At 64.0% G+C, this 15,771-nt stretch carries 11 protein-coding genes and 1 tRNA gene; 11 read left to right on the top strand and 1 reads right to left on the bottom strand.

All coding sequences use genetic code 11. The features are described from left to right. The first annotated feature begins 122 nt into the window (after positions 1-122). The 8 genes from mreB (at position 123) to DMP07_RS01620 (ending at position 9,947) form a co-directional block, all read left to right on the top strand. Positions 123-1,199, top strand: coding sequence for a rod shape-determining protein (gene mreB / locus DMP07_RS01655; protein WP_123197411.1), 1,077 nt, complete (start codon positions 123-125; stop codon positions 1,197-1,199). 70 nt (positions 1,200-1,269) lie between these two features. Then, entirely contained in the window at positions 1,270-2,196 is a 927-nt protein-coding gene (gene mreC / locus DMP07_RS01650; RefSeq protein WP_123197410.1) for a rod shape-determining protein MreC, read from the top strand. Positions 2,197-2,199: 3 nt separating this feature from the next. Further along, on the top strand, positions 2,200-2,724 hold the full coding sequence (gene mreD, locus DMP07_RS01645) for a rod shape-determining protein MreD (RefSeq protein WP_123197409.1): 525 nt from the start codon (positions 2,200-2,202) through the stop codon (positions 2,722-2,724). A 9-nt stretch (positions 2,725-2,733) separates the two neighbouring features. Then, entirely contained in the window at positions 2,734-4,857 is a 2,124-nt protein-coding gene (gene mrdA / locus DMP07_RS01640) for a penicillin-binding protein 2 (RefSeq protein WP_123197408.1), read from the top strand. Between the two features lies 1 nt (position 4,858). Next, positions 4,859-6,058 (top strand): rod shape-determining protein RodA, encoded by a 1,200-nt coding sequence (gene rodA / locus DMP07_RS01635; protein WP_123197407.1) that lies wholly within the window; start codon positions 4,859-4,861, stop codon positions 6,056-6,058. Positions 6,059-6,178: 120 nt separating this feature from the next. Continuing rightward, positions 6,179-7,384 carry a YcjF family protein gene (locus DMP07_RS01630; protein WP_123197406.1) on the top strand — a complete coding sequence of 402 codons (1,206 nt, stop codon included), beginning with the start codon at positions 6,179-6,181 and terminating at the stop codon, positions 7,382-7,384. A gap of 42 nt (positions 7,385-7,426) precedes the next feature. Next, complete coding sequence (locus DMP07_RS01625; RefSeq protein ID WP_123197405.1) at positions 7,427-9,307, top strand: TIGR03960 family B12-binding radical SAM protein; 1,881 nt, start codon at positions 7,427-7,429, stop codon at positions 9,305-9,307. Further along, on the top strand, positions 9,300-9,947 hold the full coding sequence (locus tag DMP07_RS01620) for a TIGR03936 family radical SAM-associated protein (RefSeq protein WP_123197404.1): 648 nt from the start codon (positions 9,300-9,302) through the stop codon (positions 9,945-9,947). The genes DMP07_RS01625 and DMP07_RS01620 overlap by 8 nt, the downstream gene beginning before the upstream one ends. A gap of 587 nt (positions 9,948-10,534) precedes the next feature. On the opposite strand, the gene DMP07_RS01615 is transcribed toward DMP07_RS01620, so the two are convergent. After that, a tRNA-Asp gene (locus DMP07_RS01615) sits at positions 10,535-10,611 on the bottom strand. 555 nt (positions 10,612-11,166) lie between these two features. On the opposite strand from DMP07_RS01615, the gene DMP07_RS01605 reads away from it, so the two are divergent. The 3 genes from DMP07_RS01605 to DMP07_RS01595 are packed head-to-tail and all read left to right on the top strand — an operon-like array spanning position 11,167 to position 15,691. Next, the gene (locus DMP07_RS01605; RefSeq protein WP_161957000.1) at positions 11,167-11,658 is read left to right on the top strand and encodes a MarR family winged helix-turn-helix transcriptional regulator; all 492 of its coding nucleotides are present in this window, start codon (positions 11,167-11,169) and stop codon (positions 11,656-11,658) included. After that, positions 11,649-13,829 (top strand): ABC transporter ATP-binding protein, encoded by a 2,181-nt coding sequence (locus tag DMP07_RS01600; protein WP_123197401.1) that lies wholly within the window; start codon positions 11,649-11,651, stop codon positions 13,827-13,829. The genes DMP07_RS01605 and DMP07_RS01600 overlap by 10 nt, the downstream gene beginning before the upstream one ends. Further along, positions 13,829-15,691 carry an ABC transporter ATP-binding protein gene (locus DMP07_RS01595; protein ID WP_211324477.1) on the top strand — a complete coding sequence of 621 codons (1,863 nt, stop codon included), beginning with the start codon at positions 13,829-13,831 and terminating at the stop codon, positions 15,689-15,691. The genes DMP07_RS01600 and DMP07_RS01595 overlap by 1 nt, the downstream gene beginning before the upstream one ends. The last annotated feature ends 80 nt before the right edge of the window (positions 15,692-15,771 follow it).

The raw sequence follows: 15,771 nt of genomic DNA, 5'->3' as shown, positions 1-15,771 counted from the left end.
GTGTGTATGCGGTCTGCGTTGCGTTTTCGCAATTTGGCGTGTGCTAGAATGAACGGGTTTAACGGCTACGCCTAAGGGGCATGCTGAAAATAGAGAAAACGAAACGGAAAAGGACACTCTCTATGTCGTTCATGGATTTCATAAGCAACCTGACCGGTGGCTTCGGCGGATTCGGGGGCTCCTCTTCGTCCGACCTGGCCATCGACTTGGGCACTGCGAACACGCTCGTCGCGGTGACGGGGCAGGGCGTGGTTCTGAACGAACCGAGCGTCGTTGCGATAGAACGGAGCACGCACCGCGTGCTCGCTGTCGGCCATGAGGCCAAGCAGATGATCAACCACACGCCCGACGCGTTTTCCGCGGAGCATCCGCTGCGCGACGGCGTGATCGCCGATTACGATGTCACCGAGGCCATGCTTTCCGCCTTCATCAACAAGGCCATAGAGCGCCGCTATCCGTGGCAGGCCAAGCCGCGCATCGTCATCTGCATCCCGTGCGGAGCGACGTCGGTCGAAAAACGCGCCGTGTTCGAGGCCGCGATCCAGTCGGGCGCCCGCCAGGCCTACCTGATCGAAGAACCTATGGCCGCAGCCATGGGCGCCGACCTGCCGGTCACCGAGCCCACCGGCTCCATGGTCGTCGATATCGGCGGCGGCACCACCGAGGTCGCCGTCATCTCGCTCGGCGGCATCGTGACCAGCTCCAGTCTTCGTCTCGCCGGCAACAAGATGGACGAGGCGATCGCCATGCACCTGCGCGATCTTCTGGGCATCAAGGTGGGCGAGCGCACGGCCGAGATCATCAAGATCAAGATCGGCTCCATCCTGCCGTTCGAAGACGGCCGCGAGAAGGATATGATTATTTCGGGTCAGGACGTCGTCACCGAGCAGCCGCGCGAGGTCACGATCCAGTCCGAGGACGTGCGCGCCGCGCTGCAGCCGCCGATCGAGGAAATGGTCGTCCACATCAAGGAAACGTTCAAGAAGACCAACCCCGACCTCGCGTCCGACATCATCTCCAACGGCATTCTGCTGACGGGCGGCGGCGGCCTGCTTTCCGGCCTCGACCGTTTCCTGACGCAGCGCCTCGAGATCCCCGTCTGGACGAGCGAGACGGCCCTGACCAACGTGGCCATGGGTTGCTTGAAGGTTTTGGAAACGCCGTCTGCGCTCAAGCAGACGCTCATGCGCTCCAAATAAGGGGCCGTATCGCTGTTTCGCGCCGGACATCGCGTCCGGCGCTCTCGTTTCATGGAGGTGTACGTAGCGTATGGCATTCAAACAGCCGACCGTCCATAAGAAGTCGATGGCGCCGGGCGGCGTGGCGCTGCTCGTCACGCTTCTCGTGGTGGCGGTCGTGTGCGCTTCGGTCTATAGCCGCGAAAGCCAAGACGGATTCCTGCATAACGTCCAGTCGGTCACGGGCATGGCGGCCGCCCCGGTCCAGTTCCTCGGAACGGGCGTCGCTTTCGCCGAAGAGGCCGCGGGCGATGCGGTGGAGAACGCCACGGTGAGCGACCAGTCCTACACCGCGCTCAAAGAAGAGAACGCCAAGCTTAAATCGCAGGTCATCCAGCTCGAGGAATATCGCCAGGAGGCCCAGCGCCTCCAGGGCCTGCTCGATTTGTCCGACCAGTACGCCACCGAAGGCGTGACGGCCCGCGTGATCGGCCTTGCCTCCGATGCGTGGGACCGCGTGATCACCGTGGGCGTGGGCTCCAACGCAGGCGTCGAGCCCGGCCTTCCGGTCATGGGCTCCAGCGGCCTTTTGGGGCAGGTGGTCGAGGTGAGCCCCCTGACGTGTAAGGTGCGCCTGATCGACGACCCCCAAAGCGGCGTTTCCGTCTACATCCAGAGCAATCGCGCCGAAGGCGTGGTGAAAGGCTCGGTAGAGGGCCTGCTGTATCTCGAAAACGTCGATTCTTCCGTCGAAGTGAAGGTGGGCGACGTCATCGTGACGTCCGGCCTGGGCGGAAGCTACTTCCGCGGCATGGAGCTGGGCACGGTTTCGGCGGTCCGCGCTTCCGCGGGCACCTCCGACCGCACGATCGTCGTGTCGCCTCTGTCCGTCGCCGACCCGCTCGAAGAGGTCACGGTGGTCATGTCGGCCGCCGAGCAGCCGGCCGACGAGTCCGCGGCCGCCGATTCGGCATCCGGCGCGTCGAAGAAGCCGGCCGGCGCGACGGCAGGGGAGTAGCCGATGCGCGGTTCGGTGTTTCTGTTCCTCGCCGGCTTGGCGAGCCTTGCGCTGCAGCTGATCTTGGCGCCTTCGATCGCTATCTTCGGCGCCATGCCCGATTTCGTGCTCGTGTTCGTGGGCGTGGCCGCCATGCTTCGCCCCGCCGATTCCACCATGGTGGTCGGATTCGCTCTCGGCATGGTGTACGACCTGGTGCTCAGCGGCACGCCTGGCGTCATGGCGGCCCTGCTGGCCCTGGTGGCGTTTTGCGCGAGCCGCGCCTCGATGCGTCTCGGCAACGATACGCTTTCCGTGTCGCTTCTGATCACCATGGCCTCGTCGCTTCTGGTCGAAGCGTGCTATGCGCTGTTCTACGTGGCCACCACCGACATCACTGCGGCCGATGCGCTTTTGATGCGCGCCCTTCCGTGCGCGCTCTACGACTGCGCGGTCTGCCTGATTGTGCTTCCCGTGCTTTCGGCCCTGTTCGCGCGCGGCGCCTCGAACCATGTGGCGCCGGAATCTTCCACGATACGACTGCGTTAAGGAGGCTCTATGGTAACGGCGATCATCACGGCCATCGTCATTTTGGCCATATCGGGCGCCGCGCTGGTCATCTACTATCGTTCGCGTTCGGTGAAACCCGGATCTTCGGTGGCGAAATCCGTTTCTTCGATCGGCTCCGCCGAGCCGCTGCGCATGCATAAAGGCGAATCGATGGCGGCGTCGGCAGGCGCGCATCAAAGCTCGAACAGCCCGTTGAAAGACCGGCTCAGGCCGCGCTACACGGCGCTCGGCGTTCTGATCGCGGGCATTTTCGGCAGCCTGTCCATCAAGCTGTGGAGCATGCAGGTTCTCTCTTCGGGCGAATACCGCGCGAAATCCGACGAGAACCAGCTCACCACCATCAAGACGCCCGCCGCGCGCGGGCGCATCTACGATACCGAAGGCATCGTCATGGTGGACAACAAGATCACGCCCGCGATCGTGGCCGATGCCGAAGTGGCCCAGGACCGCAGCGTCCTCATGCGCCTTTCCGCGCTGACGGGCGTGCCTTACGCGGTGGTCAGGCAGCGCATCCTGGACACGAGCGGCGGCGCGCAGGCGCAGCGCGAGGTGTCTTCCGACGCCAAGCCGCGCGACGTGGCGTTCATCGCCGAGCATCCCGACGCGTTTCCCGGCGTGAGCGTGCAGAGGCGCTCGAAGCGCGTGTATCCCTACAAAGGCCTGGCCGGCCAGGTTCTCGGCTATACGGGCACCGTGACCGACGCCCAGCTCGGGGCCATTCCCGCCGGCCGCGATTACCAAAGCGGCGACGAAGTGGGCCAATCGGGCGTCGAGCTGACCTATGACGGCTATCTGTTCGGCTCGCACGGCGCGAAGGTCGTCGTTTCCGACGTCGACGGCACCGTGCACGAAGTGCGCAGCGAAACGCCTCCCGCGCAGGGCAGCGATCTGTACCTCACCATTTCGGCCAAGGTGCAAAAGATCGCCGAGGAAGAGCTTCAGTCCCTGATCGCGCCGCACGGCGTGATTGGCGGCGGCACGGGCACATCGGGCGCCGTGGTGGCGATGGAAGTCGATACCGGCGACGTGATCGCCATGGCGAGCTTCCCGCCGTTCGACCCGACGCACTTCGTCGGCGGCGTGTCCCAGGACGACTGGGACCGCTACAACGACAAGGAGTCGTCGGGGTCTCCGTTGCTCAACCGCTGCATCGCGGGCCAGTATCCCGCCGCTTCCACGTTCAAGGCGTTCACCGGCATGGCGGGCCTTCATTACGGCTTCGCCGACTCGTCGCGCTCGTGGAACTGCACCGGCCGATGGACGGGCTTCGGCGAGTCGTACGGACAGAACTGCTGGAAGCTCGACGGCCACGGACCCATATCGTTTCGCCAGGCCATGGTGATCTCGTGCGACACGGTGTTCTACGAGATCGCGAAGAACTTCTACGATTCCGCCCCGACGCTCGGCATGGACGCCATGGCCAACTACGTCAAGGAATTCGGTTTCGGCAAGAAGACGGGCATCGAGCTCGACGGCGAAGGCGAAGGCGTGGTGCCGACGCCCGAGTGGAAGGCCAAGAACTGGGAAAACGCTCCCGAACAGGGCCAGTGGCAGCCGGGCGACATGTCCAACATGGTAATTGGCCAGGGCAACGTCATCGTGACCCCCTTGCAGATGGCCGTGGGCTACGCAGGCGTGGCCACGGGCAAGCTTCCCAAGCCGAACCTGCTCAAAGAGGTGCGCAATTCCAGCGGCGAGAAGGTGGTGGGCCACGAGCCCGAGTTCACGGGCGAGCCCGACGTGCGCAAGTCCGAGCTCGAAACGGTGCGCGACGCGCTGCGCGGCGTGGCCGAAGAAGACGCCTCCATTCCCGATCTGCTGTCGCAATACGATTACGAGTGCGCCTGCAAGACGGGCACGGGCGAATGGGCCGAGCACGACGGCTATGCGTGGTTCGCGATGTATGCGCCTTACGACAAGCCGAAATACGTCGTGACGTGCGTCATCACCGAGGGCGGCGCGGGCGCGACCGCCGCGGCCCCTATCGCGGCGAAGGTCATGGACGGGTGCGTGAAGCTCGGCCAGGGCGCCCTCGACAAGGAGCTCACTCCCACGGAAGAGATCACGCAGTCCGTCCCGTATCACGGCACGGGCGCAGGAAGGGTCGACTAGCATGGCCGGATTCAACGAGATCGATCGCGTCCGCACGCCCGAAGGCGGCGTGGTCGGGTCGGGTTCTCCCGACGGTGCGACGCGGCGCAAGCGCGGCTTCATGGACGCCATTCCGAAGTCGCTCGTCGCCATCGCGCTCTGCCTGATCGCCTACGGCCTTCTGGTGGTCTGGTCGGCGGTCCAGGGCAACGAGGATTATTCGTTCACACGCCAGCTGATGGGCGTCGGCTTGGGCGTGGTGGCTATGATGGTCTTCTATTCGATCGACTATCGCCAGCTCGCGGGCTATACCACCTTGCTCCTGATCGTGAACGTGGCGCTGATTCTTTCGCCTCATCTGCCGATCATCGGCGTGGAGGCGAAAGGCGCGCAGAGCTGGATCAACGTGGGCATGCAGCTGCAGCCGGGCGAGTTCGCCAAGATAACGGTGATCCTGCTCGATGCGAGCGTGCTGGCGCGCTACGGCGGCAACCTCGACGACCCGCGCGAATATCTGAAGGCTTTGGGCTACATCCTCATTCCCTTCGCGTGCATCATGACCCAGCCCGACCTGGGCACGGGCCTCGTGTACCTGTTCATCGGCGGCGTGACGCTCGTCATGGGCGGCGCGCGCTTGAAGTATCTGCTGATCACGCTGGGCGCGTTGGTGGCCGCGGTGGCCACGGTGTTCGCCGTCGACGAGATGCTGAAAAACGCCACGGGCGAATACAAGCTGCTCAAGCAGTACCAGCGCAACCGCCTGCTGGTCTTTTTGGATCCGGGCGCCGACACGTCGGGCGCGGGCTACAACCTCAACCAGGCCATGATCGCCATCGGATCGGGCGGCTTTTTCGGCAAGGGCCTGCTGAACGCGTCGCAGTCGAGCCTGGGCTTCGTTCCCGAGGCGCCGACCGACTTCATCTTCTGCGTGCTCGCCGAGCAGTTCGGCTTCGTGGGCGCGCTGCTGCTGCTCGGCCTGTACCTGGCGCTCGTGCTTTCCTGCATCCGCATCGCGCGCAACGCGGGCGACCTGTTCGGCACGCTGATCGTGATGGGCATCGTGGGCATGTGGCTGTTCCAGATCCTCGAGAACATCGGCATGAACATCGGGCTCATGCCCGTCACGGGCATCCCGTTGCCGTTTATGAGCTACGGCTCGTCGTTCATGCTGGTCAATTTCTCGCTGCTCGGTCTGATCGGCTCGGTCTACGCGCATCGATGATGCGGAGAAGCGGTCGATAAGCGCACGGCCGCGAAGCGTGCGTGGTAAGGTGAATCGAATGGCGGAATGCGGCGCATCGGCACGCGTTCCGTCCGAAGCGAATGTTCGAAGGGGATTCCCATGAAGAAGATACCTATCGATATCATGGCGGTGTTTCAAGAGGCGACCGATGTCGATGCCGCCCGTTCGGTGCCGTTGTGCGTCTCGGTGATGCTCGACGACACGGCGCCCGCCGACCTGGCGGCCTTCGTGCGCTCGTCGTTCGCGAGCGCATCGCCGCAGGCCCGCGTGTCGGTGAATTATTTCTCCGACGCCTCCGCGGTGTTCGACCCCCGCAGCGACATGGCGGTTATCGCCGCCGGCGTCACGCCCGAGGTCGGCGAAATCGCCGCGCGCGTGCGCGAGGCGGGCATTCCCGTCATGGTGGTCACCACGCTTCCCGAACTGGTGGATGCCGCCGCCCGAGAGCACGGGTTCGCCGTTCCTGAAGGCGATCTGATCGCCCCCGAAATCAAGGACGGCAGCATCGTCATGCTGGTCGAGCCGATCGACATCACCAAAGAAGACGCCGATGCCGAGGGCGTCTATTCGGCATTCGATCCGAGCGACCCGTTCGCCTTGGAGCCCATTCCTCTGACGCAGGAGTTCTCCGACGAGCTTTCGCGCAAGATGGGCGAGTGGGTGGTCGCGGCGTTCAAGGCAAAGCGCCTCGCGTTCGCCCAGGCTTTCGACTTCGTGCGCAAGCCGCTTTCGGTCGAATCGGTGCGCGCCACGTCGATCCAGAACGCAGGCGTCGGATTCGTCGCGTTCATCCCGGGCGCCGACCTTCCGATCATGACGCTCAATCAGGCGAAGATGGTTCTGCAGATCGCCGCGGCGTACGGCCAGCCCTTGAGCGCCGAGCGCGTCAAGGAGCTCGCCGTGGTGGTGGGCGGCGGATTCGCCTGCCGCGCCGTGGCCCGTCAGGCGGTCGGCGTGGTTCCTGCATTGGGCTGGGCCATCAAGGCCGGCATCGGCTACGCGGGAACGAGCGCCATGGGACACGCCGCGATCGAGTATTTCGAGCACGGCGGCAATATGGCCGGCATCGCAGGCGTCGTCGAGGACGCCCGCCGCGCCGTCCAGGATGCCGCGGCATCCACGCGCACCGGACAGGTGGCCAAGGAGGCCGCCGCCGAAATGGGCCGTCAGGCCCGCGACGCTGCGGCATCGAAGGCGAAAGAGGCCGTGCGCGAGGCCCCTTCGAAGGCGCTCGCCTGCGTCCGAGGCATCGCCCATACCGCGGCCGACGCCGTCAAGCAGGCCAACGACCGCGTGGCGCGCTAAGCGCGGACGCGGCTTTGTACGAAACGACAGACAGGAATTTCCATGACCGACCTCTGGCCCCGCATCGAGGGGCTTTTGCGCCAGGCTGGCCGTTCGATCGAGCGTCCTGCCCGTTATTTGAACCACGAATGGGGCTGCACGTATAAACCCGAGGCCCCGTATCGTTTCTGCATGACCTATCCCGACACCTACGAGCTCGGCCAGGCGAACCAGGCGGTGCGTATTCTGTGCAACTGCGTCAATGCCGTGGAGGGCATGGCCGCCGAGCGCGCGTTCCTGCCCGCGGCCGACATGTGCGACCTCATGCGCAAAGAGGGCATTCCCGCGTTTTCGCTGGAAAGCTGTGCCCCGATTGCGGAATTCGATGCCATCGGCATCACGCTTCCGCACGAGCTCGCGGCCACCAACGTGCTGGAATTCCTCGACTTGGCGGGCATCGCGCTGCGCGCCGAGGACCGCGGAGAAGGCGACCCCATGGTGTTCGCCGGCGGCCCGTGCGCGTTCAACGCCGAGCCCTACGCGCCGTTTTTCGACGCGATCATGCTCGGCGAGGGCGAAGAGATGCTTCCCGAGCTTTTGGAGCTGCATCGCTCCATGAAGGCCGAAGGCGCGACGCGCGCCGAAATGCTGCGCGCCATGGCGCATATGCACGGCGTGTACGTTCCTTCGCTTTATGACATCCTCGACGAGGTCGAGGCCCAGGAGCGCGGCGCATGGGCCGTTCCCCGCTACGAGGACGTTCCCGCCGTGATAGAAAAGCGCCTGTGGGACGGTTTCGCCGAATCCGACGCCTACGAGCCCATGATCGTGCCGTATACCGAGGTCATCCACGACCGATTCAACGTCGAGGTGCTGCGCGGCTGCACGCGCGGCTGTCGTTTCTGCCAGGCGGGCATGATGTATCGCCCCGTGCGCGAGCGCTCGGCCGACAATATCGTGTCGGCGGTGTGCCGCGGCCTTGCCGAGACGGGCTACGACGAAGTGAGCCTCACGTCGCTTTCGTCGACCGACCACAGCCAGATCGAGCAGATCTTGCGCAGGCTCAATCGCGCGCTCGAGGGCAAGGGCATTTCGGTATCCATTCCCAGCCAGCGCCTCGATTCGTTCGGCGTCGAAATGGCCGAGCTCGTGGCGGGCGGCAAGCGCGGCGGTTTGACGTTCGCGCCCGAGGCGGGCACCCAGCGCCTGCGCGACGTTATCAACAAGGGCGTCACCGAAGACGACCTCTTCGGCGCGATCGACGCGGCGTTCGCCGCAGGCTGGCGCCGCTGCAAGCTGTACTTCATGATCGGCCTTCCCACCGAGACCGACGACGATATCAAAGGCATCGCGAGTCTCGCTCAACGCGCCTACGACCGCGCGAAGAAGGCGGTTCCTGAAAATCAGCGCGGCAACGTGCGCGTGAGCATTTCGTGCGCGCTGTTCGTGCCCAAATCGCAGACGCCGTTCCAGTGGGACGGCCAGATCACGCCTGAAGAGGCGAAGCGCCGCATCGACCTTTTGCGCCGCTCTGTGAAATACCGCGCCGTCGACGTGCATTGGCACGAACCCGACGTGTCGCTTGTCGAGGCCATGATGAGCCGCGGCGGCCGCGACGTGGCCGAAGTGGTGGAGGCCGCGTGGCGCTCGGGCGCTCGCTTCGACGCATGGACCGAGCATTTCTCGCTCGATATCTGGAAGCGGGCGTGCGAGGAATGCGGCGTGAGCATGGAAGGCGTCGCCCAGGCAACCTACGATACCGATTATATTCCGCCGTGGTCTCATCTTTCCGCGGGCCTGTTCGTCAAGTTTCTTCAGCGCGAACGCAAGCTGGCCCAGCAGGAGAGGACCACGCCCGATTGCACGTTCGACCATTGCTCCGCCTGCGGCGTGTGCATGGGCCTGAACACCGAGATCCAGACCCAGGAGGTGCGCCATGGCTGATTTCCGTCTGCGCGTGACCTATCGCATGGCAGGCCGCCTTGTGATGCTGTCCCACCTCGAAGTCGCGCGCGCCCTTGAGCGCGCCGTGCGTCGAGCCGATCTGTCCTACGCCGTGAGCCAGGGCTTTTCGCCCCATATGAAGATGGCCTTCGGCGCAGCGCTGCCCGTGGGCGTGGGCGGAGACGAGGAGATCTTCGATGTGCAGCTGACCGAATACGTGGCTCCCGAGCGCGCTCTGGAGCGCCTTCGCGCGGCGAGCGCCGAAGACCTGATGCCGCATTCCGCGCGCTATATCACCAAGGAGGACGCGGCTGCCAGCGTCGCGTATCCGTTCTCTACCTACGAGGTCCGTCTTGCATTCGATGACGGCCGCGACGATGCCGATGCGCTGAGTCAGGCCGTCGCCGCCTGCGCGATTCCCGAGCAGATCGTGGTGGTGCGCAAGAAGAAGGAGAAGGTGCTCGTGCCGTCCGAGTTCATCGTGGGCGAGATGGAGCGCGGCGATGCGTCGCTTTCGTTCACGCTCGAGGCGAAGAAGACGGGCAGCTTGAGGCCCGACGTCTTGCTGGACGCCATGCTCGAGGGCACGGGCCTGCACGCGATTTCGATCATGCGCGTGCGCCAGGCCGAGTCCTGCTAAGCGCACAGATACGACGCGGACCGAAGTCCGCGCGAACGCCCCGCTTCGGCGGGGCGTTTTTCGTATGGGCCGGGCGCCGTCTTGTCAGCCTGACCCGCGGTCTGCGTCGAACCACCCGCCATCGCCATAGATGGATGGATGCTGCCTTGTCGACCCGATCTGCGGATGTGCGCACGGGAGAAACTCCGTGGATTTCAGGGACGGCGAATCGAGGGTGCCATCTCTGCGTTTTCGGACACTGTCTCACTTTGCATTATTATGCGTTAAATTGAGATTAGATATTGAATTATGCGTTATATATACGGACATTCAAGCCCTCTTGGATTTTAAAGGCGTTTCGTGCCGGTTTTTCGTTGGTTTGGCGCAAATGGACCATGAAACGGTGCGGGGGAATGGGCGCGACCTGGGGAAATGTCAGCTGGTCGCGTGGTTTGCACGCATATCAGGCATGTATGATCGCCAATTCGTGCCAAACTGCCAGAAAAATGGCCTCGGGCCTCAGTTTCGGCATGGCGGACATGCACACGAAGGGTGAGCGGGGGAGGATAAAAGAAAAGAGCCGCCGAAGCGACTCTTTCGAATTCAGATGGCGGGATGTACGAGACTCGAACTCGCGACCTCCGACGTGACAGGCCGGCGCTCTAACCAACTGAGCTAACACCCCGTGTTGTTGTCTTTCGCTCCTGCGTCAGACAGCTCGGTTATATTACCCACTATCCCCGTGCGGCGCAAGTACTTTTTTAAAAAAATTTTGTCCTGCAGCGAAAAAAGTCGGAATGGCGGCGTGGAAGCCCGCGAAAGACCCCATATGTCCACGAAAGCCTTTATATGCTCGCATACGCTCGCGAAAAGCCTTATGGGATCGCAAGCCGGGAGCGTATAAGCAGCGACCAGGCAAACCCGCATGCTCGCGATGCCCTTCGCATGCTCGCAAAGATCCTCACATGCTCGCGCGACCCTTCGCATGCCCGCGCGATCCTCGCAGACTTGCATGACCCCCCCCTCGCAGGTTCGCAAGAGGGTCGCGCGCGAACGCGCCGCCTTCTCTTATGACGAATCCGAAACGCGCTCTATTTAATTAACAGACTTCATTATGTAGGTGCTACAATTCATGCGTTTCACTCATCCCGCTTCGCAGAGGGGCTCGACGCGCGTTGGCCGTCCGCCTCGCTCGAAGCCGGGCATTCGCATATCGAACGGCGAAGAAAGGAAAGAGTCCATGAACGACGAAGAGTCCGAGGCCTTGCGTACGAAACTCTACGACCTTATGGGGCGTTTCCATCGGGAGCGCTATGTTCCTGCGGAAATGCTTTGCGGTATGACCCATGCCGAAATGCAGATCATCCGTTGCGTCAGCGTGGCGGCCGAAAGCGGCACGCCTCTGCGGCCCTCCGACGTGGCGCGCCGCTTCGGCGTGACGCCTTCGGCCGTATCCCAGTCGGTCAAAAAACTCGAGATGCAGGGCTATGTGGAGCGCGTGCGCTCCGACGAAGACAGTCGCGCCGTCGCACTCGTGCTTACCGAAAAAGGCGAGGGCCTTGCCGCCGAGGGCCGTTCCGCCCATCGCGCTTTCATGGACGAAATGTTCGCCTATGTAGGCGCCGAGCGCATCGAGCAGCTGGTCGATGCGCTCGAATCGGTGCTTGATTTCTTCGAGCAAAGTCCTTCCGTGAAGCGTTGCGAAGGGGAAGGGAAGGGCCCGTGCGCATAATACGTTACCTGAAAGAATCCAAGGCCGCTGTGGCCTTGGTGATCGTCCTGCTCATCGCGCAGGCGTTCGCCGACCTGTCGCTGCCGCGCCTGACGTCCGACCTGGTCGACGTGGGCATCCAGCAGGCGGGCGTCGAAGACGCCGCGCCCGAGGCCGTGCGCTCCTCTATGTTCGAGGCGCTGTGCATGCTCGCGCCTGCCGAGGACGAGTCGTTCATCCGCGCGTGTTACGAGCAGGCCGACGACGGCACGTGCCGACTGAACGAGCAGGGCGAGAAACGCCGCGACGAACTGGACGAACGTATCGCGACGCCGTTCGCGCTCGCCTATTTCGCGCAAACGGCCTCCGCGCGCGAAGACCTCGCATCCGACGCACCGATCGACCTCGACGCGCTCACGGACGCATATGCCCAGGGCGCCGTTTCGAAAGACGACGTGCTTGCGATGGCCGACGCCGCGCTTTCCGCCGTTTCGGGCGCCGACGAGTCGCTCGTCGCCCAGCAGGCCGTCTCCGCCGCGAAGGCCGAATACGAGCAGCTCGGCTACGATATGGATTCGATGCAGATGCGCTATCTGCTGGGAATCGGCGGCCGCATGCTTGCGGTGGCGGCGCTGATGACGGCCGCCGCGATCGCCGTCGGCTATATCGCCTCGCGTACCGCCGCAGGCGTCGCCAAGCGCCTGCGTGAAAGGCTGTTCGCGAAGGTGCTTTCGTTCTCCGATGCCGACGTGCAGAAATTCTCGGCCGCGTCGCTGATCACGCGCGCCACCAACGACATCCAGCAGATCCAGATGGTCGTGACGGTGCTGCTGCGCATGGTGCTTTACGCGCCGATCCTCGCGATCGGCGGCATCGTCATGGTGTCGCGCACCGACGCCTCGATGAGCTGGATCATCGTGGTGGCGGTTGCGGCGATCTTCGCGACGGTCGCCGTGCTCATGGGGCTCGCCATGCCGAAGTTCAAGGTCATGCAGAAGCTCATCGACCGCGTGAACCTCGTGTCGCGCGAAATCCTCACCGGCCTCCCTGTGATCAGGGCGTTCGGCCGCCAGGAATACGAAGAGGGCCGCTTCGACCAGGCCAGCACGGCGCTCATGCGCACGCAGCTGTTCACCAACCGCGTCATGACGTTCATGATGCCCGCCATGATGCTGGTGATGAATGCGGTGTCGGTGCTCATCGTGTGGGTGGGCGGCTTTTCGATCGACGCCGGTACCATCCAGACGGGCGACATGATCGCGTTCATCACGTATTCGATGGTCATCATCATGTCGTTTCTCATGCTGGGCATGGTCTCCATCATGCTGCCGCGCGCCGATGTGGCGGCCAAGCGCGTCAACGAGGTGCTTGCCGCGCCGTGCTCCATCGCCGACCCCGCCGAGCCTGAAAGCCTCGCGGAGCCCCGAAGCGAGGGCGTCGAAATCGTCTTCGACGACGTGACGTTTTCCTACGACGAAGAAAGCGATCCCGTGCTCAGCCATGTCAGCTTCACCGCCGAAGCGGGCAAGACCACGGCCGTCATCGGCTCGACCGGTTCGGGTAAATCGACTGTCATCAAGCTGGTCGAGCGCTTCTACGACGTGGACTCCGGGTCGGTGCGCGTCGACGGCGTGGACGTGCGCGCCATGGCGCAGCACGACCTGCGTGCCCAGTTCGGCTACGTGCCGCAGAAGGCGTTTCTGTTCTCGGGCACGATAGCCGACACCGTAGGCTACAGCGACCCGTCCATGGGCGAAGAGCGCATGCGCGCGGCGGTCGAACTCGCGCAGGCGGCCGATTTCGTCGCCGAACGCGAAGAGGGCATGCTCGCGCCGGTCGCGCAGGGCGGCTCGAACGTTTCGGGCGGCCAGCGCCAGCGCCTCTCGATCGCCCGCGCCCTTGCCGCCGACGTGCGCGCGTACCTGTTCGACGACAGCTTCTCGGCGCTCGACTATAAGACCGACGCCCGCCTGCGCGCCGCCATCGCCGAGGGCCTGCGCGGCAAGACGGTGCTGATCGTGGCGCAGCGCATCTCCACCGTGCTTACGGCCGACCGCATCGTGGTGCTCGAAAACGGCTCCGTGGCGGGTTGCGGCACCCATGACGAGCTCATGCGCACGTGCGAGACCTATCGCGAAATCGCGCTCTCGCAGTTGTCGGAAGAGGAATTGAAAGGAGGCGGTTCGCTGTGATGCATCAGGACGGATCCGCCATGCCGCCTCGCCGTCACGGCATGGGCGGCCATGGAGGCCATCATCGTATGATGCCCGGCGAGAAGGCGGGCGATTTCAAGGGCGCCATGAAGAAGATGCTTTCGCTGATGGCGACCTTCAAGTTCGCATTGGCGGCGGTGCTCGTCTTCGCCATCGGTTCGACGGTGTTCAACATCATCGGCCCCAAGGTGCTTTCGACCGCGACCACCGAGCTGTTCGAGGGCGTCGGCGCCAAGATCGCGGGCACGGGCGGCATCGATTTCGACGCGATCGCCTCCATCCTGCTCGTCACGATCGGGCTGTACGCGCTTTCGGCGGCCTGCTCGTTCGTGCAGGGCTGGCTTATGACCGGCGTTTCGCAGAAGACCTGCTATCTTTTGCGCCGCCGTATCGCCGAGAAGATATCGCGCATGCCGATGGGCTATTTCGAGCGCACGAGCACGGGAGACGTGCTCTCGCGCATCACCAACGACGTCGACACGCTGGGACAAAGCCTCAACCAGGGCCTGACCCAGCTGGTGACGAGCAGCGTCACCGTGGTGGGCGTCGTGGCCATGATGCTCACGATCAACGTGCCCATGACCCTGATCGCGCTTCTGGTGATTCCGCTGTCGCTTCTGCTGGTCAAAGCGGTCGTTTCGCGCAGCCAGCGCTATTTCCGCGCGCAGCAGAAGAACCTCGGCGCGATCAACGGCCAGGTGGAAGAGACGTTTTCGGGCCACACGGTGGTGCGCGCCTTCGGCAAGGAGGACGAAGCGCTCGAGCAGTTCCGCAAGACCAACGACGTGCTCTACGAGTCCGCGTGGAAATCGCAGTTCCTCTCGGGCCTGATGATGCCCGTCATGAGCTTCGTGGGCAATCTGGGCTACGTCGCAGTGGCCGTGTCGGGCGCCGCGTTCGCCATCAAAGGCTCGATCACGGTGGGCGACATCCAGGCCTTCGTGCAGTACGTGAAGAACTTCACGCAGCCTATGACCCAGCTCGCCCAGGTGTCCAACGTCTTGCAGCAGATGGCCGCTTCGGCAGAGCGGGTGTTCGAATTCCTCGAAGCCCCCGAAGAGGAGCCTTCGCGCGGCTCGGATGCGGCGCATGCGGCGTCGGGCGAGGTCGTCTTCGACCACGTCCGCTTCGGCTACAACGCCGACGAGCCCGTGATCAAGGATTTCTCGGCGCGCGTCGAAAGCGGCCGCACCGTGGCGCTCGTCGGTCCGACGGGCGCGGGCAAGACCACTATGGTGAAGCTGCTCATGCGCTTCTACGACGTAGACGCCGGCTCGATCAGCATCGGAGGCGCCGACGTGCGCGATATCGACCGCGACGAGCTGCGCTCGATGTTTTCCATGGTGCTGCAGGACACGTGGCTGTTCAAAGGCACGATTCGCGAGAACATCCGCTACGGACGCCTCGACGCGACCGACGAAGAGGTCGAGGCGGCGGCCCGCGCGGCGTTCGCCGACCATTTCATCCGTACGCTGCCGGGCGGCTACGACATGATGGTCAACGAGGACGCGAGCAATATCAGCCAGGGCCAGCGCCAGCTGGTCACCATCGCCCGCGCGATCTTGGCCGACCGCCGCATGCTGATCCTCGACGAGGCCACGAGTTCGGTGGACACGCGCACGGAGCGCCGCATCCAGATGGCCATGGACAAGCTGATGGAGGGCCGTACGTCGTTCGTCATCGCGCACAGGCTCTCGACGATCCGCAACGCCGATCTGATTTTGGTGCTTTCCGACGGCGATATCGTCGAGCAGGGCACGCACGACGAGCTGATCGCACGTGGCGGAGCATACGCCGAGCTTTATGAGTCCCAGTTCGAAGGCGAAGGGGAGGGGGAGTAGCCCGCAGCCGCGAAGCGCCGCGCGTGTCGAGACGATGCGCGCGGCGCTTTCGTTTTCCCGCCCTTTCGATCGCGTGGTAT

This window comes from Slackia faecicanis (assembly GCF_003725295.1).
GTDB classification, from domain to species: domain Bacteria; phylum Actinomycetota; class Coriobacteriia; order Coriobacteriales; family Eggerthellaceae; genus Slackia; species Slackia faecicanis.
The sequence above is the reverse complement of the archived record's forward strand: the minus strand, read 5'-3'. Positions and strand labels throughout refer to the sequence as shown.

What these genes read in the sequence shown, in the direction of transcription:
- mreB (WP_123197411.1), top strand. Translation starts at nt 123, where the DNA reads ATGTCGTTCATGGATTTCATAAGCAACCTGACCGGTGGCTTCGGCGGA.
- mreC (WP_123197410.1), top strand. Translation starts at nt 1,270, where the DNA reads ATGGCATTCAAACAGCCGACCGTCCATAAGAAGTCGATGGCGCCGGGC.
- mreD (WP_123197409.1), top strand. Translation starts at nt 2,200, where the DNA reads ATGCGCGGTTCGGTGTTTCTGTTCCTCGCCGGCTTGGCGAGCCTTGCG.
- mrdA (WP_123197408.1), top strand. Translation starts at nt 2,734, where the DNA reads ATGGTAACGGCGATCATCACGGCCATCGTCATTTTGGCCATATCGGGC.
- rodA (WP_123197407.1), top strand. Translation starts at nt 4,859, where the DNA reads ATGGCCGGATTCAACGAGATCGATCGCGTCCGCACGCCCGAAGGCGGC.
- DMP07_RS01630 (WP_123197406.1), top strand. Translation starts at nt 6,179, where the DNA reads ATGAAGAAGATACCTATCGATATCATGGCGGTGTTTCAAGAGGCGACC.
- DMP07_RS01625 (WP_123197405.1), top strand. Translation starts at nt 7,427, where the DNA reads ATGACCGACCTCTGGCCCCGCATCGAGGGGCTTTTGCGCCAGGCTGGC.
- DMP07_RS01620 (WP_123197404.1), top strand. Translation starts at nt 9,300, where the DNA reads ATGGCTGATTTCCGTCTGCGCGTGACCTATCGCATGGCAGGCCGCCTT.
- DMP07_RS01605 (WP_161957000.1), top strand. Translation starts at nt 11,167, where the DNA reads ATGAACGACGAAGAGTCCGAGGCCTTGCGTACGAAACTCTACGACCTT.
- DMP07_RS01595 (WP_211324477.1), top strand. Translation starts at nt 13,829, where the DNA reads ATGCATCAGGACGGATCCGCCATGCCGCCTCGCCGTCACGGCATGGGC.